Source organism: Glycomyces artemisiae, assembly GCF_003002955.1.
Taxonomy (GTDB): Bacteria; Actinomycetota; Actinomycetes; order Mycobacteriales; family Micromonosporaceae; genus Glycomyces; species Glycomyces artemisiae.
Genome location: NZ_PVTJ01000001.1, coordinates 33,859 through 59,217 on the forward strand (window position 1 = coordinate 33,859; position 25,359 = coordinate 59,217).

The 25,359-nt window shown below is 70.9% G+C and carries 21 protein-coding genes; 16 read left to right on the forward strand and 5 right to left on the reverse strand.

Translation table 11 applies throughout. The annotated features are described in order from the left end of the window. Window positions 1-11: 11 nt before the first annotated feature. Complete coding sequence (locus B0I28_RS00170) at window positions 12-1,289, reverse strand: ABC transporter ATP-binding protein (RefSeq protein WP_106361815.1); 1,278 nt, start codon at window positions 1,287-1,289, stop codon at window positions 12-14. 367 nt (window positions 1,290-1,656) lie between these two features. Between B0I28_RS00170 and ilvA the strand changes: the two genes are divergently transcribed. The 5 genes from ilvA to B0I28_RS00195 all read left to right on the forward strand — a co-directional run bounded on the left by ilvA (window position 1,657) and on the right by B0I28_RS00195 (window position 5,112). Continuing rightward, window positions 1,657-2,871 carry a threonine ammonia-lyase gene (ilvA, locus tag B0I28_RS00175; RefSeq protein WP_106361816.1) on the forward strand — a complete coding sequence of 405 codons (1,215 nt, stop codon included), beginning with the start codon at window positions 1,657-1,659 and terminating at the stop codon, window positions 2,869-2,871. Window positions 2,872-2,874: 3 nt separating this feature from the next. Continuing rightward, window positions 2,875-3,564 (forward strand): uracil-DNA glycosylase, encoded by a 690-nt coding sequence (locus B0I28_RS00180; protein ID WP_106361817.1) that lies wholly within the window; start codon window positions 2,875-2,877, stop codon window positions 3,562-3,564. A 22-nt stretch (window positions 3,565-3,586) separates the two neighbouring features. Then, window positions 3,587-3,808, forward strand: coding sequence for a hypothetical protein (locus B0I28_RS00185; RefSeq protein WP_106361818.1), 222 nt, complete (start codon window positions 3,587-3,589; stop codon window positions 3,806-3,808). Window positions 3,809-3,816: 8 nt separating this feature from the next. Then, complete coding sequence (locus tag B0I28_RS00190) at window positions 3,817-4,098, forward strand: hypothetical protein (RefSeq protein WP_106361819.1); 282 nt, start codon at window positions 3,817-3,819, stop codon at window positions 4,096-4,098. A gap of 246 nt (window positions 4,099-4,344) precedes the next feature. Then, complete coding sequence (locus tag B0I28_RS00195) at window positions 4,345-5,112, forward strand: alpha/beta hydrolase (protein ID WP_106361820.1); 768 nt, start codon at window positions 4,345-4,347, stop codon at window positions 5,110-5,112. Between the two features lie 286 nt (window positions 5,113-5,398). Here B0I28_RS00195 and B0I28_RS00200 read toward each other — a convergent pair whose 3' ends face one another. After that, complete coding sequence (locus B0I28_RS00200; protein ID WP_106361821.1) at window positions 5,399-6,706, reverse strand: protein kinase domain-containing protein; 1,308 nt, start codon at window positions 6,704-6,706, stop codon at window positions 5,399-5,401. A 338-nt stretch (window positions 6,707-7,044) separates the two neighbouring features. Between B0I28_RS00200 and chvE the strand changes: the two genes are divergently transcribed. The 3 genes from chvE to mmsB all read left to right on the forward strand — a co-directional run bounded on the left by chvE (window position 7,045) and on the right by mmsB (window position 11,075). Then, a complete protein-coding gene (gene chvE / locus B0I28_RS00205) occupies window positions 7,045-8,133 on the forward strand; it encodes a multiple monosaccharide ABC transporter substrate-binding protein (protein ID WP_106361822.1) in 1,089 nt (362 codons plus the stop codon). Between the two features lie 96 nt (window positions 8,134-8,229). After that, window positions 8,230-9,783, forward strand: a complete 1,554-nt coding sequence (mmsA, locus tag B0I28_RS00210) for a multiple monosaccharide ABC transporter ATP-binding protein (RefSeq protein ID WP_106361823.1) — start codon at window positions 8,230-8,232, stop codon at window positions 9,781-9,783. Beyond that, on the forward strand, window positions 9,780-11,075 hold the full coding sequence (mmsB, locus tag B0I28_RS00215; protein WP_106361824.1) for a multiple monosaccharide ABC transporter permease: 1,296 nt from the start codon (window positions 9,780-9,782) through the stop codon (window positions 11,073-11,075). Before mmsA ends, mmsB begins: the two co-directional genes overlap by 4 nt. Before the next feature lie 71 nt (window positions 11,076-11,146). On the opposite strand, the gene B0I28_RS00220 is transcribed toward mmsB, so the two are convergent. From B0I28_RS00220 to mce, 3 genes are all read right to left on the reverse strand, one after another. Further along, window positions 11,147-12,949, reverse strand: coding sequence for a DivIVA domain-containing protein (locus B0I28_RS00220; RefSeq protein ID WP_106361825.1), 1,803 nt, complete (start codon window positions 12,947-12,949; stop codon window positions 11,147-11,149). A 174-nt stretch (window positions 12,950-13,123) separates the two neighbouring features. Next, window positions 13,124-14,323 carry a coiled-coil domain-containing protein gene (locus B0I28_RS00225; RefSeq protein WP_106361826.1) on the reverse strand — a complete coding sequence of 400 codons (1,200 nt, stop codon included), beginning with the start codon at window positions 14,321-14,323 and terminating at the stop codon, window positions 13,124-13,126. A 215-nt stretch (window positions 14,324-14,538) separates the two neighbouring features. Then, the gene (gene mce, locus B0I28_RS00230) at window positions 14,539-14,967 is read right to left on the reverse strand and encodes a methylmalonyl-CoA epimerase (RefSeq protein ID WP_106362570.1); all 429 of its coding nucleotides are present in this window, start codon (window positions 14,965-14,967) and stop codon (window positions 14,539-14,541) included. A 51-nt stretch (window positions 14,968-15,018) separates the two neighbouring features. Here mce and B0I28_RS00235 point away from each other — a divergent pair, with 51 nt between their 5' ends. The 8 genes from B0I28_RS00235 (at window position 15,019) to B0I28_RS00270 (ending at window position 25,357) form a co-directional block, all read left to right on the forward strand. Then, a complete protein-coding gene (locus B0I28_RS00235; RefSeq protein ID WP_106361827.1) occupies window positions 15,019-16,167 on the forward strand; it encodes an RNA-guided endonuclease InsQ/TnpB family protein in 1,149 nt (382 codons plus the stop codon). A gap of 116 nt (window positions 16,168-16,283) precedes the next feature. After that, window positions 16,284-17,441, forward strand: a complete 1,158-nt coding sequence (locus B0I28_RS00240; RefSeq protein ID WP_106361828.1) for an acetyl-CoA C-acyltransferase — start codon at window positions 16,284-16,286, stop codon at window positions 17,439-17,441. Further along, window positions 17,441-18,376: a methylmalonyl Co-A mutase-associated GTPase MeaB gene (gene meaB / locus B0I28_RS00245; RefSeq protein ID WP_106361829.1), complete on the forward strand. Its 936-nt coding sequence runs from the start codon at window positions 17,441-17,443 to the stop codon at window positions 18,374-18,376. The genes B0I28_RS00240 and meaB overlap by 1 nt, the downstream gene beginning before the upstream one ends. Window positions 18,377-18,418: 42 nt before the next feature. Then, window positions 18,419-21,037 (forward strand): valine--tRNA ligase, encoded by a 2,619-nt coding sequence (locus tag B0I28_RS00250; RefSeq protein WP_106361830.1) that lies wholly within the window; start codon window positions 18,419-18,421, stop codon window positions 21,035-21,037. Window positions 21,038-21,106: 69 nt separating this feature from the next. Continuing rightward, window positions 21,107-22,444: a bifunctional folylpolyglutamate synthase/dihydrofolate synthase gene (locus tag B0I28_RS00255; protein ID WP_106361831.1), complete on the forward strand. Its 1,338-nt coding sequence runs from the start codon at window positions 21,107-21,109 to the stop codon at window positions 22,442-22,444. Beyond that, window positions 22,437-22,856, forward strand: coding sequence for a DUF4233 domain-containing protein (locus tag B0I28_RS00260; protein WP_106361832.1), 420 nt, complete (start codon window positions 22,437-22,439; stop codon window positions 22,854-22,856). The genes B0I28_RS00255 and B0I28_RS00260 overlap by 8 nt, the downstream gene beginning before the upstream one ends. Window positions 22,857-22,869: 13 nt before the next feature. Further along, a complete protein-coding gene (locus B0I28_RS00265; RefSeq protein WP_219926477.1) occupies window positions 22,870-23,391 on the forward strand; it encodes a GNAT family N-acetyltransferase in 522 nt (173 codons plus the stop codon). 100 nt (window positions 23,392-23,491) lie between these two features. Beyond that, complete coding sequence (locus tag B0I28_RS00270) at window positions 23,492-25,357, forward strand: SCO2524 family protein (protein ID WP_146147918.1); 1,866 nt, start codon at window positions 23,492-23,494, stop codon at window positions 25,355-25,357. Window positions 25,358-25,359 lie beyond the last annotated feature (2 nt).

The following is a 25,359-nucleotide window of genomic DNA, read 5'->3' on the forward strand; positions in this document are numbered from 1 at the left end:
GCACGCGGGGCCTAGGCCCGCTGGGTCCAGCCGACGTCGATCCGCTTGCCGTACTTGTCGAAGTAGTGCAGCGCGTCCATGTGGACGGCGACGGTGATCGGCTGCCCGGCGGACACCGGGATGTGCGGGGGGAGGCGGAACACGAGGTCCGCGGGCTTGCGGATGGGGCCCGAGTCGGTGTCGCCGCGGCGCTCGGCCGGGGCCTGCCCGAAGCCGGAGAACAGGCCGCCGAGGCGCCGGCGCGGCTTGGAGCCCGAGCGCGCCAGGTCCGGCTTGTCGCCGATGCCGTCGGGGACGACCGCGGTCGCGCCGATGTCGAGGAACACGAGCGTCTCGTGGCCGTGGTGCTCGTAGAAGCGGACGCGGCCCTGGATCGACTGGCCCGGGTGGCCCTCGGCGACCGGCGCGAGCGCCTCCGCGCGCATGCCGACCACGATGTTCTCGCCGTGGTAGCGGGCGACGGCGCGGCCGCGCAGGTCGTGCCAGGGCAGGCGCAGCTCCTGGTCGCCGAAGTCGAGCGCCACGTACCGGTCGAGGAAGACGTTCACGCGCGCTTCGAGGAGGTTCATGCGCGGGGTGCCCAGGAACGCCGCGACGTACATGGTCGCGGGCCGCTCGTACACCTCGTCGGGGGTGCCGACGTCCTGGAGGACGCCCTTGCGCATGACCGCGACCCGGTCGGCCATCGTCAGGGCCTCGGTCTGGTCGTGCGTGACGTACAGCGTCGTCGCGTCGTGGCGGCGCACGAGCGAGGAGATCTCCGTGCGCAGCTCCGCGCGCAGGCCCACGTCCAGGTTGGACAGCGGCTCGTCCATGAGGAACAGCTTCGGGCGCCGCACCAGGGCCCGGCCCATCGCCACGCGCTGCTGCTGGCCGCCGGAGAGCTGGCTCGGCTTGCGGTCCACCAGGTCCGAGATGCCCAGGGCCCCGGCCATGTCGCCGACGGCGTCGGGTACGGACTGGGCGCCGTTCTGCCTGCCGAGCTTGAGGGGGAACCCGATGTTGTCGCCGACGGTCATGTGCGGGTAGAGCGCGAAGGTCTGGAAGATCATGGCGGCGTTGCGTTCACGCGGGGGCAGGTCGTTCGCGTACTCGCCGTCCAGGAGGATCTCGCCGTCGGAGGGCGTCTCCAGGCCGGCCACCATGCGGAGCACCGTGGACTTGCCGCAGCCGGAGGGGCCGAGCAGGACGAGGAACTCGCCGTGGTTGACCTCCATGCTCAGCGAGTCCACGGCCAGGGTGTCGCCGGGGAACACCTTCGACACGTTCTTCAGCGTGACAGCAGTCACCGTTGACTCCAGGGGTTCAAGGGGATGGACAGGTGGTGGTCGGGCGGCGGCGCTGGGCGGGCGGTGGCCGGTATGTGTCCCGCGAGCTGCGCCACGGTTACGGGCTGACTGTTCGTAGCTTAAGCCTTCCGGTCTCTTTGGGTAACGGGGGTCACCCGCTGTTTCAGAAGTCCGGCGCGTCAGGTGCGCACCGATTCGCCCCGGGTGCGACCAGCCGTTTCGATGGGCGGAATGGAGCCGCCCACGGAGGTGCGGAATCGACAAATCGGTCGCTGGCAACCGTTATCGGGGCGTTCTGGAGAAGCGCGGAACCGGCCCCGGAACGGCGGGCGGGCACCGTGCGCACCGCGGGCACTACGATCGAGGCGTGACGGAACTCGTGACCCTGGCCGACGTCCGCGACGCCGCGGACGCGCTCGCCGGCATCGTCCGGCGCACCCCGCTGGAACCCTCCCGCGACCCCGTCCTCGACGGCGTCCACCTCAAATGCGAGAACCTCCAGCGGGCCGGGTCGTTCAAGATCCGCGGCGCCTACATGCGCGTCTCCGGCCTCAGCGACGAGGAGCGCCGCCACGGCGTCGTCGCCGCCTCCGCGGGCAACCACGCCCAGGGGGTCGCGCTCGCTGCCTCCACCCTCGGCATCCGCTCCACCGTGTTCATGCCCGAGGCCGCGCCGCTGCCGAAAGTGGCCGCCACCAAGGGATACGGCGCCGACGTCATCCTCGGCGGCCTCACCGTGGACGACGCCCTCGAATCCGCGCACCGCTTCGCCGACGAGACCGGCGCGACCCTCATCCACCCCTTCGACCACCGCGACATCGTCGCGGGGCAGGGGACCATCGCGCTGGAGATCCTCGACCAGCTCCCCGAGACGGCCACCATCGTCACCTCCGTCGGCGGCGGCGGGCTCATCGCCGGGATCGCCGCCGCGGCCAAGCAGCTCAAGCCGGGCATCCGCATCGTCGGCGTGCAGGCCGAAGGCGCCGCCGCCTACCCGACCTCCCTCGCCGCGGGCCGCCCCGTCAAGCTCGACAAGATGCACACCATCGCCGACGGGATCGCGGTCGGGCGCCCCGGCGACGTCCCCTTCGCGCACGTCGCCTCGCTCGTCGACGAGATCGTCACGGTCACCGAGGAGGACATCAGCCGCGCGCTCCTGTCGCTCCTCGAACGCAACAAGCTCGTCGTCGAGCCCGCCGGGGCCACCGCCTACGCCGCGCTCCTCAACTACTCCGTGGCCTACGACGAGCCGTGCGTCGCGGTCCTTTCCGGCGGCAACATCGACCCGCTGCTGCTGATGCGCCTCATCGAACACGGCCTCGGCGCCTCGGGCCGCTTCATGCGCGCGAGCCTGCGCTGCGCCGACCGCCCCGGCGCCCTCGCCACCGTCCTCAGACTCGTGGGCCGCTACGGCGGCAACATCGTCGACGTCTACCACCAGCGCTCCGACCCGCGCCTGAGCGTCGGCGAAGTCTCCGTCGACCTCTCGATCGAGACCCGCGGTTCCGAACACGCGACCGAAATCGTTGCGGCCCTGCGCGACGCGGGGTACTTCGTGTCGGTGGAGGGTCCTAGCATCTGAGGCATGACGAAAACTCTGGACGAACTCATGGAACCGGGCTGGGCCAAGGCCCTCGCCCCCGTCGCCGACGACGTCGCCAAGATGGGCGAGTTCCTGCGCAACGAAGTCGCCGAAGGCCGCAAGTACCTGCCGGCCTCCGAGCACATCCTCCGGGCGTTCCAGCAGCCCTTCGACGACGTCAAGGTCATCATCGTCGGCCAGGACCCCTACCCGACCCCCGGGCACGCCATCGGCCTGTCCTTCGCCGTCGCCCCCGACGTGCGCCCCCTGCCCAAGAGCCTCGTCAACATCTTCAACGAGTACCGCGACGACCTGGGCCACCCGCTCCCCGCCAACGGCGACCTCACTCCGTGGGCCGACCAGGGCGTGCTCCTGCTCAACCGGTCCCTGTCCGTCGCGCCCGGCACGCCCGCCTCGCACCGCGGCAAGGGCTGGGAGGCCGTCACCGAGCAGGCGATCCGCGCCCTCGCCGAGCGCGGCGGCCCCGCCGTGGCCGTCCTCTGGGGCGCCGACGCCCGCAAGCTCAAGGACCTCCTCGGCCCGATCCCCTCGATCGAGTCCGCGCACCCGTCGCCGCTGAGCGCCCGCCGCGGCTTCTTCGGCTCCAAGCCCTTCAGCCGCGTCAACGAGCTCCTCGCCGAGCAGGGCGGTGAGCCGGTCGACTGGCGCCTCCCGGCGCTGAACGAGGCCTGAGCGGCCGGGATACGGTTGCAGGGTGATCGAGATCCTGGCGCAAGAGTTCGGCCCGGAGCGCGACCAGGCGATGGCCGGTCCGCTCGGGGCGTTCGTGACGGTCTTCCTCCTCGTGACGATCATCTTCCTGATCAGGGGGATGAACAAGCACGTGCGGCGCTCGAACGCGCGCTTCGAGCGCGAGGCCGCCGCCGCTGAGGCCGCGACGGCGACGGCGACCGAAGACGACGCCAAACCCGCCTAGGCCCTGCCGTGCCCCGAAAGAACCGCCGCCGGGACGAACCCCGGCGGCCGACCTCCGGCGCCCAGGACCCGAGCCTCGTCGACGGTCCCGGCGGGCCCGTCCGCGTGCGCCGCATCCCCGGCGCAGGCGCCGAGAAGGTCTACCGGTGCCCCGGCTGCGACCTTGAGATCCAGCCGGGCACACCGCATGTCGTCGCGTGGGCCGACGACGGCGACGGCGACGACCGCCGCCACTGGCACACCGGCTGCTGGAACGCCCGCGACCGCCGCAGGCCCGGCCGCTGGCGCTGAGCGGCCGGCACCGAGCCGCCGGCGCTGAGCCCTCCGACGCGGCGGGCGGCCCCGATCGGGTGACACCGCGGCCGCGGGGGCCGGTTCCTGTCGGACCCCCGCGCGAATCTGGGACCCACCGTTCCCCGGGCGGGTGGGGGATAGGGATGGCGGGAACCAACGTAGCGAGGGGTGCGACACAGCGGGTGGCCCCGCACCCGCGCTGCCGGGGATAATTCCGGCGTGGCTGTCATCAGATCCGCGAGCATGCTCCCCGCCAGACGCGAGGCGCTCACGCTCCACACCGCCGACGGGCTCGAACTCGTCGGCGAACTCGCCCTGCCCGCCGACCGCGAACCAGAGGCGACCATCGTGTGCGTCCACCCGCTGCCCACCCACGGCGGCATGATGGACTCGCACGTCTTCCGCAAGGCCGCCTGGCGGCTCCCCGCACTGGCCGACATGGCGGTGCTGCGCTTCAACACGCGCGGCACCGAGTCGCAGCAGGGGAAGAGCCAGGGCGCCTTCGACAACGGCGTGGGCGAGCGCTTCGACCTCGCCGCCGCGGTCGAGTACGCCGAGTTCGCGGAGCTGCCGCGGCTGTGGCTGGTGGGGTGGTCCTTCGGCACCGACCTGACCCTCAAGTACGGCCTGGAGCCCGGCGTCGAGGGCGCGGTGCTCCTCTCCCCGCCCCTGCGGTACTCCAAAGAGGACGATCTGGAGCGCTGGGCCGACGACGGCCGTCCGCTCCTGGCGCTCATCCCCGAGCAGGACGACTACCTCCAGTACCCGGAGGCCAAGCAGCGCTTCGCCGCGGTCCCGCAGGCCGAGGTCGTGGAGATCGCCGGCGGCGGCCACCTGTGGGTCGGCAAGGCCGAGGAGGCCTTGGACCGCATCGTGGACCGCATCCTCCCCGGCCGCGCCCCGCTGCCGACCACTTGGGACGGACCGATGGAGCGCGGCGACACCTCCGCCTACGCGGACAAGTCCGTGGCGGCTTTCGGAGGCTTTCTTCCCAAACCCGAACGGGACTGACCCCGGCGCTCCACACGGGACCTGAAGCGGTCTTCAGGCGGCTTCAGGTCCCCTTCAGGTTCGCCCCCGCACTATTGCCTCCACGCCCGGCGGACCGCCGGACGGAGCGAAGGAGGCACACGATGACGGACTCTGATTCAGCACCGGCGCCGGACAGCCGGACGGGCCCAGGCCGGCATCGATCGGGTTGCGGGACTTCAGGTCCGGTCCCGCTCCCGGGTGGACGATCGAGCCGAGGTGCCGAGCGTCGGCCCCAAGCGGCGGGGGCCCGGGCCCGCCGCCGGGCTCAGACGCATTCGAGGAATTCGACGATGCTGGGCGGCATCGCGGTGTCGGTGCAGCCGGTGACGGCCACGAGGTCCTCGCCCTCGATGCGCCAGACGCGGCGCTCGGTCGAGCCCTCGCCGTCGCCGCCCGATCCGCCCGGGTAGTCCACTGTGGCCGCGACATAGCCGCCGCCGTCGGCGCACCAGCTCTCCACGACCTCGCCGTCGTCGAGCTGCTCGCTGATCCGCATGCCGAGCACGGCCGGGTCGGTGCAGACGGTCCCGGTGCTCTCGGGATTGGTGGCCGCGTAGGTCGCGAGGGCGGCGCCGCCCAGGAGCGCTCCCGTCAGGGCGATCCCCGCGGTCGCGGTGGCGATCGAGCGAAGGCGCGGGCGCAGCCCTACTCGCTCGCGGCCGGGCCGGTAGGGCGCCAGCTCGGTCGAGGACGCCACGGTGACGGGGCGCAGCCCGCGGCGGGGGAGGAGGCCCGCGGCCACTGAATCGGGGCGCAGGCCGGAGGCGACCGGCCCGCCGAGGGCGATGCGGGTGAGGTGCTCGCGGAAGACGTCGACGGTGGGGCGCCGCCGGGGGTCGGGGCTGAGGGCGGCCCCGATGAGGTCGGTGAGGTCCGAGTCCACGCCGGGGACGTGCGGCACGGGGGCGGCGCGCAGCAGCGGGTCGGCGGCGTCCTCGCGGGCGTGGCGCACCCAAGGCAGCCGCCCGCCGAGGGCGGCGTAGAGCACGGTCGCGAGGGCGTACACGTCGCCCGCGGGGCTGGCGGCGACCTCGCCCGCGACGGCGGCGTCGAGGTGCTCGGGGGCGGTGTAGGGGGTGGGGGGGAGGGGGGCCGCCAGGACGGGGGCGGTGACGTCGTAGGCGGTGAGCTGGAGGTGGTGCCCGGAGCCGACGAGGATGTGCGAGGGCTGGATCGCGCCGTGGATGAGGCCCGCGCGGTGGTAGACCGCGACGGCGTCGCTCAAGGCCACGCCGAGGGCGCGCACCTGCCCAGGGGGCATGGGCCCCTGCTCGGCGAGGAGGTCGGCGAGGGTGCGGCGCGCCGTGCCCACCGCGAGGTACGGGCGGCCGTTCTCGGTCAGGCCCACGGCCGCGCAGGGGGACAGATGGGGGTGGGCGGGGAGGCCGGTGAGCTTCGCGGCCCATTCGAGGAAGACTTCGCGCCGGGAGCCGTCGACGCGCTCATGCGCGACGGTCACGCACAGCAGCTCGGCGGGGTCGGCCGCGACGGTGCCGCCGAAGACGCTGCACACCGCGTCCCGGTGCAGTAAACGGTGGACGGCTGCGGGTCCGACGGTCTGGGTGCTCGACATCCTCACCTCCTCAGGGGGTCCGCTGATCGGTGTCGTGATTTGGCACTAAATGTGAGGCTATCCCATCCGATCGGTCGAGCGGTAGTCGGCCGTAGGGATGTGGCACGAAAGGGTGATCGAACCGGCACTCTCGGTCATATCCTGGAGCCCTGCCGGAGTCCGATGTGCCCTGTGATGAGGGTGTGTCGGAATTCGGTGAACTGGAAAAGCAACGATTCGGACACGAGACGCATCCGCTGTTGACGGTTGTGGAAAAACGTTGAACTATCGAATCCGTCTTGACCCCAGGGCGACGTCGGTCATGCCCCGGCACGCCCGGTACGAAGGAGTACTAACAGATGAACGTCAACCGACGCCACCTGCTTACCGGAACCGTCGGCGCGGCGGCGGTCGCCCTCGTCGCCTCCGCCTGCGCTTCCGAGGACGGCGACTCGGGCTCGGGCGCTGGCAAGAAGGTCGGCATCGCGATGCCCACGAAGACCTCCGAGCGCTGGATCCTCGACGGCGACAACCTGAAGGCCTCGTTCGAGGACCAGGGCTACGAGGTGAGCCTCCAGTACGCGAACGACGTGGCCGCCGACCAGGTCTCCCAGATCGAGACCATGGTGGGCCAGGGCGTCAACGTGCTGGTCATCGCCGCGATCGACAACAAGTCCCTGAACGGCGTCCTGGCCCAGGCGAAGGAGGCGGACGTCACCGTCATCGCCTACGACCGCCTCATCCTGGACACCCCGGACGTCGACTACTACACCAGCTTCGACAACACCAAGGTCGGGACGCTCCAGGGCACCTACATCGCCGAGAAGCTGGGCCTGACCGCGGGCGAGACCGGTCCGTTCAACATCGAGCTCTTCGCGGGCGCGTTGACCGATAACAACACCAAGTACTTCTTCGGCGGGGCCATGGAGGTCCTCCAGCCCTACATCGACGGCGGCCAGCTCGTCGTGCTGTCGGGCCAGACCGACCTGGAGCAGGTGGCGACCGAGAACTGGGACGGCGCCGTCGCCCAGGACCGCATGGAGACCATCCTCACCTCCTTCTACACCGGCGACACGAAGGTCGACGCCGTGCTGGCGCCCTACGACGGCATCAGCCGCGGCATCATCGCCGCCCTCGACGGGGCCGGCTACACCACGATGCCGATCGTGACCGGCCAGGACGCCGAGGTCGACTCCGTGAAGTACATCATCGCGGGCACCCAGGCCATGACCGTCTACAAGGACACCCGCGAGCTCGCCGACGTCACCGTCGACATGGTCGTGGCCGTCCTCGACGGCAAGGACCCCGAGGTCAACGACACCGAGACCTACGACAACGGCGACCACGTCGTCCCGGCGTTCCTGCTGGAGCCGGTGAGCGTCGACGCGACGAACTACCAGGCCGAGCTGATCGACTCGGGCTACATCGACGAAGCCGACCTCGGCTAGTCGACCCGCAGACCCTTCCTCTCGGGGGCGCTCGCCCGCCTGGGCGCCCCCGAACCTCTCCCCAGAGCAGTCCAATTCTCCAAATAGGACGAATCAATGTCTGAAGACATCCTCCGAATGCGGGGGATCACCAAGCGGTTCCCGGGCGTGCTCGCACTGTCCGGGGTCGAGTTGGGGGTCAAGCGGGGCACGATCCATGCACTCGTCGGCGAGAACGGCGCCGGCAAGTCGACCCTGATGAAGGTCCTGTCGGGCGTGTACCCGCACGGGGACTTCGAGGGCGAGATCGAGTTCGACGGCAAGCCCGCCGAGTTCCGCAGCATCCGCGACTCCGAGGCCTCCGGCGTGGTGATCATCCACCAGGAGCTCGCCCTGGTCGGCGAGCTGTCCATCGCCGAGAACATCTTCCTCGGCAACGAGCAGAAGAAGCGCGGCGTCATCTCCTGGGACCGCACCAACGCCGAGGCCGCCCGCCTCATGGCGCAGGTCGGCCTCCAGGACAGCCCGGCCACGCTGGTCGAGAAGATCGGCGTCGGCAAGCAGCAGCTCGTCGAGATCGCGAAGGCGCTCTCCAAGGACGTCAAGCTGCTGATCCTCGACGAGCCCACCGCGGCCCTGAACGACACCGACTCCGAGAACCTCCTCGACCTGCTCCGGCAGCTCCGCGAGGAGGGCGTCACCAGCATCATCATCTCCCACAAGCTGGGCGAGGTGCTGGCCGTCGCCGACCGGATCACCGTGCTGCGCGACGGCAAGTCGATCGAGACGCTCGACACCGAGGCCGACGCGGTCACGCAGGACCGCCTCATCAAGGCCATGGTCGGCCGCGACCTGGAGCACCTGTTCCCGCCGCACGAGCCGAAGATCGGCAAGGTCTTCTTCGAGGTGGAGGACTGGACGGTCCACCACCCCGACCAGCGCCACCGCGTCATCGTCAACGGGGCGACCCTGAACGTCGCCCGCGGCGAGATCGTCGGCCTGGCCGGGATCATGGGCGCGGGCCGCACCGAGTTCGCCATGAGCCTGTTCGGCCGCAGCTGGGGGTCGAACATCTCCGGCACCGCGACCATGGACGGGAAGGCGCTCCAGCTGCGGAACGTCCCCGAGGCGATCGAGGCCGGCCTGGCCTACGCCACCGAGGACCGCAAGCACTACGGCCTGCACCTCGACTACGACCTGCGCGAGAACTTCACCCTCCCCGGCCTCCACAAGCTCTCGAAGCGCGGGGTCGTCGACCAGGACCGCGTCGACTCGGTCTCCGAGCGCCTCCGCAAGGAGTTCGGGGTCAAGGCGCCGTCGGTCCACTCGCTCGCCGGGAACCTCTCCGGCGGCAACCAGCAGAAGATCGTGCTCGGCAAGTGGGTGTTCACCGAACCCGAGCTGCTCATCCTCGACGAGCCGACCCGAGGCATCGACGTCGGCGCGAAGTACGAGATCTACGAGCTGATCCACCAGCTGGTCGACCAGGGCAAGGGGGTCCTCATGATCTCCTCCGAACTGCCCGAGCTGCTCGGCATGTGCGACCGCATCTACGCGATGAGCGCCGGGCACATCACCGGTCAGGTCGACCGGGAACATGCCACACAGGAAGAGCTGATGCGCCTCATGACCCTTGAGACCGCCAGCGGGGGAGAAGAGCAACGCCAATGACCACCGTCCAGACCAAGCCGCGTCCGAGCCTGCTCGGCGCGCTGCGCAACATCAACCTGCGCGCCTACGGCATGATCATCGCGCTCGTGCTGATCATGATCCTGTTCCAGGTGCTCGACGTGGCGCTGCAGAACCAGAACTTCATCACCGCGCAGAACCTCACCAACGCGATCCTCCAGAACTCGTACATCCTGATCCTGGCGATCGGCATGATGCTGGTGATCGTCAACGGCCACATCGACCTGTCGGTGGGCTCGGTCCTCGCGTTCAGCGGCGCCATGTCGGCGATCGCGCTGTCGCGCTGGGACTGGCCGTGGTGGGCGGCGGTCCTGTTCGCCATCGGCATCGGCGCCCTCATCGGCGTGTGGCAGGCGTTCTGGATCGCGTACGTGCGCATCCCGGCGTTCATCGTGACGCTCGCGGGCATGCTCATCTTCCGCGGCCTGACCCTGAAGGTCCTCGACGCCGAGACCATCGGCACCACCGGCACCTTCAACACGCTCGCCTCGGGCTACGACGTCGGCGGCGTGGAGCTGCGCGTCCCGACCCTGGTGCTCGGCGTCCTGGGCGCGGTCCTGTGGGTGTTCTTCCAGGTCCGCGGGCGCTCCCGCCAGGCCAAGGCCGGGATCGTCGGCACCTCGCCGGTCGGCTGGGCCATCAAGACGATCGTGGTCGCGGCGGTCATCCTCGTCGCGGCGTACACGTTCTACTCGTACAAGGGCCTGCCGATCATCGGCTGGATCCTGCTGGCGCTGGTGCTGCTGTTCACGTTCATCGCGAACCGCACCGTGTTCGGCCGCCACATCTACGCGGGCGGCGGCAACGAGAAGGCCGCGCTGCTCTCCGGTGTGAAGACCAAGCAGACCACGTTCTGGGTGTTCGTCATCATGGGCGCGATGGCCGGCCTCGCCGGCGTCATCGTGACCGCCCGCCTGCACTCGGCGACGCCGGGCGCGGGCAACACGCTGGAGCTGAGCGCCATCGCCTCGTCGTTCATCGGCGGCGCGTCCGTGACCGGCGGCGTGGGCACCATCATCGGCGCCGTCATCGGCGGTCTGGTCATGGGCATCATGAACCAGGGCATGACCGTGCTCGGCATCGCGACCGACACCGTCCAGGTCATCCTGGGCCTGGTCGTCCTCGCCGCGGTCCTGTTCGACGTGTGGAACAAGAAGCGCGCCACCGGCGGCGGCAACGTCCCGCTCGTGGGGGTCACCCCGGGCGGCTCGGGCGAGGCCAAACGCGCGGCGAAGCCGGACGCGAAGGAGCCCGAGAAGGCCTCCACCAGTTAGGGACCGAGGCTCCCCTCGGTAGCAGAAGGGCCCCGCACCGATCCGGTGCGGGGCCCTTCCATCTGCGTCGCCTACGAGGACGAGACCTTCTCGGCGGCCTCGCTGCTGCTGGCCTGCTTGCCGCCGTTCTGCGGGCGCTTGCGGCCGTTGCCGTTCGCGGCGGGCTTGTTCACCGGCGCGTCCTGGGCGGGCTCCTCGCCGCGGCCCGCGCGGGCCTCCTCGATGAGCTTCTTGGCCTGGGCGCGGGCGGTGGAGAGGATCGCCTCGGAGTCGCGCCGCGCGGTCTGCTTGGCGGACTTGGAGAGCTCCTCGGCGCGGCGCTTGGCGGTCTCGGCCTTCTTCTCGGCCTCGGAGACGTACTGGTCGCGCTCGCTGCGGACCTGCTCGGCCTCCAGGTTGGCCTGTTCGAGGATCTTCTGCGCCTCGGCCTTGGCGTCGGCGACGAGCCGCTCGCGCTCGGCCTCGATCTCGGCGAGCTCGGCGCGGGCGCGCTCGACGTCGGCTTCGGCCTCGACCTTCGCGGCGTCGGCGTGCTCGCGGATGCGGGACGCCTCGGCCGCGGCCTCGGCGGTGATCTTGTCGGCTTCGGCGGCGGCCTGCCCGCGGAGGCGCTCGGCCTCGGCGGCGGTCTCCTCGGTGAGGCGGCGGGCGGCGGTCTCGGCGGCCTCGCGCTCCTGGCGGCTCGCGTCGGCCGCCTCGTCGCGCAGGCGCTGGGTCTCGCGCTCGGTCTCCTCGGTGAGCCGCAGGGCCTCGGCCTCGGCGGCCTCGCGCTGGGCGCGGGCGGCCTCCTCGGCCTCGGCGGCCAGCTTCGCGACCTTCTCCTCGGTCTCGGCGGTGACGCGCTGCGCCTCGGCCTCGGCCTCCTCCAGGCGGCGCTGGGCCTCCTGGCGGAGCCGCTTGGCCTCGTCGGCGGCCTCGGTGCGGGTGAGGGTCGCGTTGTCGGCGGCCTCGGCGCGCAGGCGCGTGGCCTCGTTCTCGGCCTCGGTGCGCACGGTCTGCGCGAACGTCTCGGTCTCCTGCTTGAACCGCTCCAGGTTCTCGACGGCCTCGGTGCGCAGGTCCCGCAGCTCCGCCTCGTGCTCGGCGCGCTTGCGCTCGGCTTCGGCCTCGGCCTCGGCGGCGATCCGGTCGGCCTTCTCGCGGGCCTCGGCAACGGCCTGCTCGGCGGCGAGCGCGGCGTCGTCCTTGAGCTGCTGGGCCTCGGCGCGGAGGCGCTCGACGTGAGCGACCAGCTGCCGGGTCTGCTCGTCAGCGGCGGCCCGCTTGTTCTCGGCGTCCTGCTCGGCCTCGGCGACGAGGGCCGCGGCGCGCTCCTTGGCCTGGTCGAGCATGGCCTGGGCCTCGCGGGCCCGCTTGTTGATCTCCGCGTCGATGATCGCGCGCCGGTCGGCCTCGGCCTTCTCGGCGGCGGCGCGGCGGGCCTTCAGCGTGGTCTCGAAGTCCTTGCGGGCCTGCTCGATCTGCGCCTCGGCCTCGCGCAGGCGCTGGTCGGCGCGCTGGTGCAGGTGCTGGGTCTGCGCGTGCGCGTTGGCCTTGATCTCCTCGGCCTGCTCCTCGGCGAGGGTGAGCATGTGCTCGATGCGCACGCCCAGGTGCCGGTAGGAGGCGTTGTCGCCCGCGGCGCTGCGGCGCCGCAGCTCCTGGATCTGCGCCTGCAACTGCTGGATCTGGACGACGAGCCGGTCGATCTGCGCGAGCGCCTCGGCGCGTTCCCCCGCCAGTGTGTCCATCTGGAGCTGCATCTGCTGGAGGTACCGGTCCACCTGCCGCTTGTCGTAGCCGCGCAGGGCCGTCTCGAACCCCCGGTCGATGGGTCCGCCCTCATCGAAGCCGGTCAGGAGTTCGGAATCGTCGAGTCTGTCTTCACGCGCCATGCCCTCATCCTCACGTAAGCCGCGTCCCGCCACCTCCGGATAGGGACCGGATGTGACGGGACGCGGCCGAGCTGTGGTTCCTCCACCGTCGACCTACGCCTACGATCATTCTTCACTGTCGTAGGTCTCGACGGTAACGCGGATTCGCCAGGTTTACTTGTTCGTCGGGTTTTTCTACTTGTCGCCGTCCTGCTGCCCGAGCGCCCCGCCGAGGGCGCCGCTGACCAGACCGCTGAGGTTGCGCAGGGTCTCCTGCACCTGGTCGCGCTTCGCGGTGAGCTCGGACACCTTGGTCTCGGCCTCCTTGGTGACCCGCTCCGCGTCGGACTTGGCGTCGGCGAGCAGGCGCTCGGCCTCGGACTTGGCGTCCGAGACGAGCTTGTTCGCGTCCTTCTTGGCCTTGGTCGTGGTGTCCTCGGCGTACTTGTCGGCCTCGGTGCGCTTCTCCTCGCCGCGGGTCTCCGCGGCCTTCGCGCGCTCCTCGGCGTCGCGGGCGCGGTTCTCGGCGTCGGACACGAGCTTCTGCGTCTCGGCGACGGCGCGGGTGTGGCGCTCCGACTCCTCGCGCTCGGCCTTCTCCTTGCGCTCGGCCAGTTCGAGGTCGAGGGCCTGGAGGTCCTTGTCGCGCTTCTCCTTCGCCTCGGCGAAGAGCTTCGCGGCCTCGGCGCGCTTCTCCTCCGCCTCGCGGGCGGCCTTGGCGCGCAGCTGGGTGATCTCGCGGTCCGCCGTGGCGCGGAGGGTCGCGACCTCGCGCTCGACGGAGGCCTTGAGCTCGGCGACCTCGTGGCCGGTCGCGGTGCGCAGCTGCTTGGTCTCGCGCTCGGCGTCGGCGCGGAGGGTCTCGCATTCGCGGCGGGCGTTGGTCCGCAGCTCCGCGACCTCGCGCTCCACCTGGGTGCGCAGGGCGTTGGCCTCGCGCTCGGCGTTCTGCTTCAGGGAGCCGGCCTCGCCGCGGGCGGCGTCGGTGATCTCGCGGGACTCCAGGCGGGCGGCCGAGAGGATGCCCTCGGTCTCGCGCTTCGCCTCGGCGCGGTGCTCGTTCGCCTGCTCTTCGGCGAGGCGCAGGATCTGCTCGACGCGCGTGCCCAGACCGGACAGGGTCGGGCGCGTGTTCTCCTCAAGCTGCTTCTGCTGCTCGGCGAGGCGCTGCTCAAGACCCTGGATGCGCTGCTCGGCCTGGCGCAGGCGACGCTGGGCGTCGGTCATCCGCTGCTCGGCCTCGGTCCGCTGCTGCTCGGTCTGCGTCAGCTTGGCGATGTTCTTCTGGATGAAGTCATCCACTTGGTGACGGTCGTAACCCCGCAACTGCACGGGGAATTCCGGCACCGATTGGTCGTTGTCGAAAAAGGTACTGCTGGAGGGCTGCTGCGACATGGACCAATACTTGCAGACGCGACTGCGAATGTCGACAGCAAGGTCAGGGGTTTGTGGGGCTCGAACCACCCGCAACACTAGCCGCAAATCGGGCGAATCCCTTGGAACGACACGGATGTCGAACGCGGTGAAGTTTCGGTGTCCTCCAGGTATCACCCGAACGGCGTCATCTATCCGACACTATCCGTGACTCGCGGCCCTGACCTGCAAGGGCCCTAAGCGGGTTCGACCAGTTCGATGAGGACGCCGCCCGCGTCCTTCGGGTGGACGAAGTTGATCCGCGACCCCGCCGTGCCCTCGCGGGCCCCGTCGTACAGCAGCCGCGCGCCCTTCGCGCGCAGCGCATCGGCGGCCGCCTCCACGTCCTCCACGGTGAACGCCAGCTGCTGGAGCCCCGGGCCCTTCGTCCCGATGAACTTCGCGATCGTCGACTCCGGCGTGAGCGGCGCGAGCAGCTGCACCTGCGCCCCGCCCTCGGGCCACGCCACCATCACCTCGACGACGCCCTGCGCCTCGTTGACCTCGCGGTGCACCGCCCGGCCCCCCAGCGCCCCCTCGTACCATTCCAGGGCCGCGTCCAGGTCGGGGACCGCGATGCCCACGTGATCGATGCGCCGCAATCCGATTCCGATATGACTGATCATGATGCTCACCCTCTGGAGTCTTTTAGACACTAATACCGTAGTGTGTGAAGGATGGCGGTTCAGAACCGGCACCGTGCCTACAGGTTCCGGTGTTATCCGACGGCCGAGCAGGAGCAAAATCTCGCTCGGACGCTCGGATGCGTTCGCCTCGTTTACAACAAGGCGCTCGACGCCAGGAACAAGTCATGGTTCAGACGCAGGGAGCGCACCACCTACGCGCAGACCTCCGCCCTTCTGACCAAATGGAAGCAGCGGCAGGACCTGGCATTCCTCAACGAGGTGTCGAGCGTGCCGCTGCAGCAGTCGCTCCGCAATCTGCAGAAGGCCTTCGTCAACTTCTGGGACCGTCGCGCCGCCTACCCGGTGCTCAAGCGGAAGCGCTTTTGCGGTGCAGCCGAATACACCAAGTCGGCATTCACCTGGAAGAGCGGTCGGCTGAAGCTCGCCAAGCATGCCGAACCTCTCGACATCCGCTGGTCCCGACGGCTTCCGGTCGGTTCGGAGCCCACGACCGTCACCGTCTCCAGGGACGCGGCAGGGCGCTGGTTCGTCTCCATGCTGGTCGAGGAGTCCATCTCCGCGCTTCCCGTCTCGGAAGAGAGCGTCGGTGTCGATGCGGGCCTCAATGCGCTCTTCGCGCTCTCTTCGGGGGAGCTGATCACCAACCCGCGTTTCGAACGGCAGGACCGGGAGAAGATCCGAAAGCTGCAGCAGGAACTCTCACGGAAGCGGAAGGGATCGGCGAACTGGTACAAGGCCCGGCTTCGGCTGGCCCGCGCCCGAGCCCGCGTCGCGGACCGGCGGCACGACGTCCTTCACAAGCTCAGCACTCGACTGGTTCGCGAAAACCAAGTGATCTGCGTCGAGGACCTGAACGTCAGAGGGATGTTGCGGAACCGGAGTCTCGCAGGGGCCATCGCGGACGCATCCTGGTCGCGGTTCCGCGAAATGCTGGAGTACAAGGCCGAATGGTACGGGCGTACCTTGGTCGTCGTCGATCGCTTCCTGCCCTCGTCGAAGACCTGCTCCGAGTGCGGGGCGCTTCGCGGTGGCATGAAGCTCCACCAGCGAACATTCAGCTGCCCCGACCCGGCGTGCGGACACGTCGAGGACCGGGACGTCAACGCAGCGAAGAACATCCTGGCCGCCGGGTTGGCGGTTGCAGCCTGCGGAGACGGTGTAAGACCGAAGCGCGCGTAGCGCGGAGGCAACCGTCGTTGAAACAGGAAGGCCGTCTGGGCGACCGGACGGAACCCGCTCCGCCGAGGACGGGTCGAAGCCAAACGATCGAGCGTATCGACCAACGGAGGTCCGCCATGAACGACACGACCGTCATCCTCGCAGCCGCCCGGACACCCATCGGGCGCTTCAACGGGGCGCTCGCCGACATCCCCGCCACCGACCTGGCCGGGACCGCGATCAGAGCCGCCATCGAACGCGCCGGCATCGGCCCCGACCTGGTCGACCAGGTCCTCCTCGGGCAGGTCCTGTCCGCGGGCTGCGGCCAGAACCCCGCCCGCCAGGCCGCCGTCGCCGCCGGGCTCCCTATGCGCGTGCCCGCGCTGGCGATCAACAAGGTGTGCCTCTCGGGGCTCGCCGCCGTCGGCCTCGCCGACCAGATCCTGCGCGGCGGCGCCGCCGACGTGGTCGTCGCCGGGGGCATGGAGTCGATGAGCCGCGCCCCGCACCTGCTGCCCGGTTCGCGCCGCGGCTTCAAGTACGGCGACGCCGTCCTCCTCGACCACCTCGCCCACGACGGCCTCACCGACGCCTACGACGGCATCTCCATGGGCGAGTCCACCGAGCGCCACCTCAAGGGCCGCAGCATCACCCGCGAAGCCCAGGACGCGTTCGCCGCCGAGTCCCACCAGCGCGCCGCCAAGGCCGCCGAGCACCTCGCCGAGGAGATCACGCCCGTCGAGACCCGCCGCGGCTACGTCGACGCCGACGAAGGGGTCCGCCCCGAGTCCACCCCCGAGGGCCTCGCGCAGCTGCGCCCCGCGTTCACCGAGAACGGCACCATCACCGCCGCCTCCGCGTCCCAGATCTCCGACGGCGCCTCCGCGCTCGTCCTCGCCCGCAAGTCCACCGCCGAGGCCAACGGCTGGGCCTGGACCGCCGAGATCCTCGCCTACGCCGCCGTCGCCGGGCCCGACAACTCCCTGCTCGACCAGCCCGCCAACGCGATCGGCAAGGCCCTCGGCCTCGCGGGCAAGCAGGCCGCCGACCTCGACGTGATCGAGATGAACGAGGCGTTCGCCGCCGTCGTCCTCGCCTCCGCCGAGACCCTCGGCGCGGGCCTCGACCGCGTCAACCCCGACGGCGGCGCCATCGCCCTCGGCCACCCCATCGGCGCCTCGGGCGCCCGCCTCGCCCAGACCCTCGCCCGCCAGCTCGCCCCGGGCGCGCTCGGCGCCGCCGGGCTGTGCGGCGGCGGCGGGCAGGGCGACGCCATCGTCCTCAAGGGAGCCTGATGGCCCGCACCGACACGGCGCTCCCGGACCTCGTCGCCGCGGCCCGCACCGGCGACCGCCGCGCCACCGCCCGCCTGCTCACCATCGTCGAGAACGACACCGCCGACGCCCCCGCGCTCGCGGGCCTCGTCAAGGGCGGCGACGCGCAGATCGTCGGCATCACCGGCTCGCCCGGCGTCGGCAAGTCCACGCTCGTCTCCGCGCTCATCACCGCCTGGCGCGGCCAGGGCCTGCGCGTCGGCGTCCTCGCCGTCGACCCGTCCAGCCCGTTCACCGGCGGCGCGATCCTCGGCGACCGCGTCCGCATGGCCGACCACGCGCTCGACCCCGGCGTCTACATCCGCTCGGTCGCCACCCGCGGCCACCTCGGCGGCCTCGCCGCCACCACCACCGCGGGCGTGCGCCTCCTCGAAGGGCTCGGCTTCGACGCGGTCGTCGTCGAGACCGTCGGCGTCGGCCAGGCCGAAGTCGAGATCGCCTCCCTCGCCGACACCACGCTCCTGCTGCTCGCCCCCGGCATGGGCGACGGCATCCAGGCCGTCAAGGCCGGGGTCGTGGAGATCGCCGACGTCTACGTCGTCAACAAGGCCGACCGGCCCGGCGCCGACGGCACCGTCCGCGACCTCAAGGCCATGATGAGCCTGGTGCGCCGCGAACCGGGGGAGTGGCGCCAGCCCGTCTGCACCACCGTCGCCTCCGAAACGAAGGGCATCGACGACCTCGTCGCCGCGATCGGCAAGCACCGCGACTGGCTCGCCGAAGGGGACCGGCTCGCCGCCAAGCGCCGCCAGCGGGCCGCCGCCGAGATCCGCGCCCGCGTCGACGCCGAACTGAAGCGGCGCTACCGGGTGCCGGACGCGCTGGCGGCGGCCGTCGCGGACGGGGAGACCGACGTCGCCTCGGCCGCGCGGAGCGTTCTCGGCGACACCGGCTAAACCTCTTCGCCTTCTCACCATGCGGCTTCGTAGACTGGAACGGTGACAGACGCAGCTGAGCAGACACCGGCCCCGGAAACCCACCTGCCGAAGACGTACGCGCCCGTAGAGGTAGAGGCGCGACGCTACGCGAAGTGGGTAGCCGACGGCCGGTTCAAGGCTGCCGACGACTCCGACCGCGAGCCCTACGCGATCGTGATCCCCCCGCCGAACGTGACGGGGCAGCTCCACCTGGGGCACGCGCTCGACCACACCCTCATCGACACGCTGGTGCGGCGCGAGCGCATGCGCGGCAAGGAGGCCCTGTTCCTCCCCGGCACCGACCACGCCGGCATCTCCACGCAGAACGTGGTGGAGCGCCAGCTCGCCGACAAGGAGGGCCTGTCCCGCCACGACCTCGGACGCGAGGCGTTCGTGGACAAGGTGTGGGAGTGGAAGGACGTCTACCACGAGCGCATCACCTCGCAGATGAAGAAGATCGGCGACGGCGTGGACTGGGACCGCGAGCGGTTCACCCTGGACGAGGGCCTCTCGGCCGCCGTCCAGACCATGTTCAAGCGCATGTACGACGACGGCATGATCTACCGCGCCGAGCGCATCATCAACTGGTGCCCGCGGTGCATGACCGCGCTCTCGGACGCCGAGGTGGAGCACCAGGAGGACGCGGGCGAGCTCGTGTCGATGCGCTACGGCGACGGGGACGAGTCGATCGTGGTCGCCACGACCCGGCTGGAGACGATGCTCGGCGACACCGCCGTGGCCGTCCACCCCGACGACGAGCGCTACCGGCACATGATCGGCACCACGGTGGAGGTGCCGTTCACGGGCCGCCGCATCCCGATCGTGGCCGACTCGCACGTCGACCCCGAGTTCGGCACGGGCGCCGTGAAGGTGACGCCCGCGCACGACCCGAACGACTTCGCGATCGGGCAGCGCCACGACCTGGAGTCGATCCTCATCATGGACGAGCGCGGCGTGATCACCGCGCACGGCCCGTTCCAGGGGCTCGACCGGTTCGAGGCGCGCTCGGCGATCGCCGCCGCCTTGAGGGCCGAGGGCCGCATCACGGCCGAGAAGCGCCCGTACATGCACGCCGTCGGGCACTGCGAGCGGTGCGACACCACGGTGGAGCCGCGGCTGTCGCTCCAGTGGTTCGTGAAGGTGGAGCGCCTCGCGAAGATGGCCGGCGACGCCGTGCGGTCGGGCGAGACGAAGATCCACCCGCCGGAGATGGAGAAGCGCTACTTCGCGTGGGTCGACAACCTCCTCGACTGGTGCATCTCGCGCCAGCTGTGGTGGGGCCACCGGATCCCGATCTGGTACGGCCCGGGCGGTGAAGAGGTGTGCGTGGGACCGGGCGAGACCGCGCCCGAGGGCTACGTGCAGGACTCCGACGTGCTCGACACGTGGTTCTCCTCCGGGCTGTGGCCGTTCTCGACGTTCGGCTGGCCCGATGAGACCCGGGCGCTGGAGAAGTTCTATCCGACCGCGGTGCTCGTGACCGGCTGGGACATCATCTTCTTCTGGGTGGTCCGGATGATGATGTTCGGTACCTACGCGATGGGGAGGGCCCCGTTCGGGGAGGTGTTCCTGCACGGGCTGCTGCGCGACGCGAACGGCAAGAAGATGTCGAAGTCCTCCGGGAACGGCATCGACCCGCTCGACGTGGTGGACCAGTACGGCGCGGACGCGCTGCGGTTCATGCTCGCGCGCGACGCGAACCCCGGCGCGGACGCGATCGCCTCGATCGAACTGGCCGAGATCTCCCGGAACTTCTGCAACAAGCTGTGGAACGGGACGCGGTTCGCGCTCATGTCGGGCGCGACGGTGGACGGCGACCTGCCGTCGGAGCCGTCGCTGATCGACCGGTGGATCCTCTCGCGGCTCTCGCACACCGTGGAGGCCGTCGACGGCTTCCTGGAGCAGTACGAGTTCGCGAAGGCCATGGACGCGCTGTACCACTTCGCGTGGGACGACGTGTTCGACTGGTACCTGGAGCTGACGAAGCCGGTGCTCGCCGAGGGCGGGCCGCGTGCCGAGGAGACCCGCCGCGTCATCGGCCACGTCTTCGACCAGCTGCTGCGGCTGCTGCACCCGGTGATCCCGTTCGTCACCGAGGAGCTGTGGCTCACGCTCACCGGCACCGAGGAGCAGGGGGACTCGCTCACCGTGGCCGCGTGGCCGACGGCGGCCGGGTCCGACGACGAGGCCGAGCGCCTCGTGGGGGCCCTCCAGCACCTCGTGACCGAGGTGCGGCGCTTCCGCTCGGACCAGGGCGTCAAGCCCAGCCAGCCGGTGCCCGCGCGCCTGACGGGCCTGGACGCGGCCGGCCTGGCCGACCAGGAGCCGCTCATCCGCGCGCTCGTGCGGCTGGAGGCCGAGGCCGAGGGCTTCGCGCCCACCGCCGAGCTCGCCGTCTCCGACCAGGTCACGGTCGGGCTCGACACGTCGGGGACGATCGACGTCGCCGCCGAGCGCGCCCGCCTGGAGAAGGCCCTGAAGGCCGCGGAGAAGGAGCTCGCCGGGACGACCGCGAAGCTCGGCAACGAGGCGTTCCTCGCGAAGGCGCCCGACGCCGTGGTCGACAAGATCAAGGCGCGCAAGGCGACCGCCGAGGCCGACATCGCCCGCGCGACCGCGCAGCTCGCACGACTCGCCTAGGCGGAGGCCGGGGCCCCGCGCCCCGGCCTCCCCTTTCTCACTGGGCTTTCTCACTGGGGGACCGATACTTTGAACGCCGAACTGGCGCAGGTCGAAGCGGCACTGGAGTCCCGCGGGTTCTCCCGCTGGGACTTCACGCTCGACCGCATCAAGCAGCTGCTCGACCTCATGGGCGACCCGCAGCGGTCGTTCCGCTCGGTCCACGTCACCGGCACGAACGGCAAGACCTCGACCACCCGCATGATCGAGCGGCTCCTGCGCGGGCACGGCCTGCGCACCGGCATGTTCACCTCGCCGCACCTCAACGACGTCACCGAGCGCATCAACGTCGACGGCGAGCCCATCAGCGCCGAGCGCCTCGCCCAGCAGTACTACGAGATCGCGCCGCTCGCCGAACTCGTCGACCGCGAGGCGTCCGAGCCGCTCACCTACTTCGAGATGACCGTGGCGCTCGCCATGGGCGCGTTCGCCGACACGCCGATCGACGTCGGCGTCATCGAAGTGGGCCTCGGCGGCGAGACCGACTCGACGAACATCCTCAACGCCGAGGTCGCCGTCATCACCCCGATCGGCATCGACCACACCAAGTGGCTCGGCGAGACCCTCGCGGAGATCGCGACCATGAAGGCCGGGATCGTCCACGAGGGATCGACGCTCGTCACCTCCTCGCAGCAGCGGTCGGCGATGGAGCCGCTGCTGCGCCGCGCCGCCGCGGTCGGCGCGAAGCTCGTCCCCGAGGGCCGCGGCTTCGAGGTCACCGCCCGCGAGGTCGCCGTCGGCGGCCAGCTCGTCACCATCGAGACCCGGGCCGCCCGCTACCAGGACCTGTTCCTGCCGCTCCACGGCGAGTACCAGGCGCACAACGCGGCCCTCGCGCTCGCGGCCGTCGAGGTCCTCCTCGGCGCCGGCGAGGCGAAGGCCCTCGACGCCGAAGTGGTCGGGCAGGCGTTCGCGGAGTTCACGTCCCCGGGCCGCCTGGAGGTCGTGCGCTCCGAGCCCGCGGTCATCCTCGACGCCGCGCACAACCCGGCGGGCATGGAGGCCATGACGAAGGCCGTCGCGGAGGAGTTCAACTTCCGCAAGCTCGTCGGCGTCGTCGGCATGCTCGCCGACAAGGAGGTCGACCACATGCTCGAACTCCTGGAGCCGGTCCTCGACGAGATCGTCATCACCAAGTCCACGTCGGACCGGGCGATGCCCGCCGCGTCGCTCGCGAAGCTCGCCGTCGAGGTCTTCGGCGAGGAGCGCGTCCACGTCCACCCGCACCTGCGCGACGCCCTCGCCCGCGGCATCGAGCTCGCCGAGGAGGCCGACGACCTGTACGAGTCCGGCGGCGGCGTCCTCGTCACCGGCTCGGTCTTCACCGTCGCCGACGCCCGCCGCATCCTGGTCGGCCGCCGTGGCTGAGCGCGACGAGCACCCCGAGACGCCCGAGGAGGCCGAGGCCCCTTGGGAAGCGGAGCCCGACCCGAACCGCTCGGGCCTGCGCGACCCCGCCCGCGCGGCCCGCAGCCTCGCGGCCGTCGCGCTCGCGTTCGAGGCGCTGGCGCTGCTCATGGCGATCGTCCCGATGCGCATGATCCTCGACGAGCCGACGCCCGCGACCGTCGCGGTCATCGTTCTCGTGATCGCCGCGGTCGCCTTGGCGGGCATGGCGAAACGCCCCTGGGTCTGGCCCGCCGGGGCCGTCCTCCAGCTCGCGGTGATCGCCTGCTGGCCGATCCACTGGTCCCTCGGCGTCGCGGGCCTCATCTTCGCCTGCGTGTGGCTCTACTGCTGGCACGTCAAGCGCCAACTGGCCCTGCCCCCCAAACGATGACGAAGGCGCCGACGTGGAACTGAAGACCGGGCGGCTCTCCCTGCGGCCCCTCGCGGCCGCCGACGCGCAGGCCCTCGCCCCGATCAACGCCGACCCGGAGGTCATGCGCTACATCGGGGAAGGCGCGCCGCGCACCCTGGAGCAGACCGAGGCGCTGTGCGCGAAGGTCGCCGCCCACTGGGACGACCACGGCTGGGGCGCCTTCGCGGTGACCGAGCAGGACGGCGGGGCCTTCGTCGGCCTCGCCCTCCTCGCGACCCCGTCGTTCCTGCCGGAGATCCTCCCCGCCACCGAGGTCGGCTGGCGCATCGCCCGCGACCGCTGGGGCCGAGGCTACGCCCCCGAGGCCGCCCGCGCCGTCATCGGCTTCGCCTTCACCGAACTCGGCCTCGACCGGGTCGTCTCCTGCATCCACTCCGAGAACGCCGCCTCGATCCGCGTCGCCGAGAAGCTCGGCATGGCCCTCGAACGCGAGACCACCGTCCCCGTCTACGACGTGCCGTGCAGCGTCTACGAATTGCGAACTGTCGGGTAGCCGACAACACGCGTTCTGCGAGTCTGTTTGGGTCGCATCGACATGCAATAGTGAAGCTGTCCGTTTCGGCCCAGAGCGCACGGCGGTGGTCCCTGTGAAGATGCAGCCTCGGCAACAGCTCCTCGACATCTGGAAGGCCCAGGTGGCCTACAGCTGGCGGCCCGCCGACGACGGCTCCCGGCGCAAGGAGTGGCACTGGGGCGGGCGCAACGACTCCGACGCCGTCGGCGACGCCCAGCAGCTCCTGTGCCTGCTCTACCCCGCCCAGGAACTCGTCGACCTGCGCTACGCCGACCCCGACGCCACCAGCGACGCCGTCCTCGAAGCGCTCTCGGGCCTCGGCGACGCCGTGGAGATCCCCATCCGCGTCATGCGGCTCATCAAGGACTACATGGAGAAGCACGTCGACGAGGAGGGCGTCCCCGTCTACTCCGGCGGCTCCAACATGCACCGCGTCGACCGCACCCAGAAGGCCACCGCCGAGCAGCGCGCCATCGACGTCACCGAGGGCTTCGCGCTCGCGATCCCGCTGAGCCTCACCGCCCTCTCCTTCCTCGCCGACTTCGCGCCCACCGTCGACCGCATGGGCCGCGGCGACCTCGTCCACGAGCTCCGAACGGTCGAGGAGACCGTCCACCGGCGCCTCCTCGGCGCCATCACCGGCCTCCTGCGGTCCTTCGCCGTCTCCACCTTCGACGCCGACGACGACTTCGGCCGCCAGCTCATCGCCCTCATCAACGTGGACGGCCAGCCCGACCGGAAGATCGTGCGCCGCTTCAGGGAAGAGGCCGAGGAGATCATCGCGACCCTCCGCACCATCACCGTCGGCTCCGGCGGCACCGCGGGCGTCGAGGCGCCCACCAAGCTCTTCGAGATCGGCTGGTCCTGGTCCGTCGTCGAGAAGGCCCCCGACATCCCCGACGTCTCCGACACCTCGACCCAGCGCGTCGGCCGCGCCGAGGACGCCCCCTACCTGTACTTCACCGTGGTCGCCCTCGAAGCGATCGCGACCCTCTTCTCCGACCGCGTCATGCGCCGCAACCTCCTCACCGAGGAGGAGCGCCGCCTCGCCCAGTCGCTCCAGATCCGCCTCGACGTCACCCGCCGCTACTGGGCCATGGTCGCGTCCTTCGGCGGCGGCTCCAAGTGGCCCCTGGAGGACGTCCCCTGGCGCACCACCGACGGCCTGGAGTACGACTACTACACGCTCCTGGTCTGCGCCGTCGCCACCGAGACCTTCGGCTCCAGCCGCGGCGGCGACGACGACCTCATCCGCCTCGCCGACGTCCTCGTCGAGCTCGCCAACCGCGGCCGCATCACCCGCCGCCCCCTCGTCGGCGACCGCGCCATCGAGATGCACTTCCCCGGCGTGAAGGCCGAACTCCTCGGCATCGAGAAGCTCGACGGCCCGGCCATGATCTGGAACATGGTCGACTTCGCGCCCCTGCTCCTCAAGCGCATCTACGACGCCGCCGGGCTCCTGGTCACCATCGCCAACCGCGCCGAGCTCCTCGAAGTCGCCGACCTCATATGGGAGCACCTGGCGCGCAGGCGCATCCGCGAGGGCCGCGCCGCCCGCCTGTGGGACCAGCCCCAGCAGGTCTACAACGAGCTGCCGAACTGGTTCGAGGACCCGTCGTGGCACTTCACGATCCGCGTCGTCGAGGCCATGGTCGTCGCCGCCCAGTTCGCGGGCTCCGAGCCGGCCCGCTCCCGCGACCTGGAGAGCCTCGCCCACGAACTCCTCGTGGAGGCCGAGCACATCTACGACCAGGAGCTGCTGCGCGGCTCCGGGAACGCCGGGCCCGCGCTGGCGCAGGAGATCCGGTCGGTGGGGCTGACGATCCGCCACGCGAAGGAAGTCGTGGACGAGCGCCCCGGCACCGCGTTCGCCCTGGGCGTCCAGGCCCTCATCGACCTCGACCGGCTCATCTCGGCCGGCCGCGACGCCGAGACCGGAGTGTGACG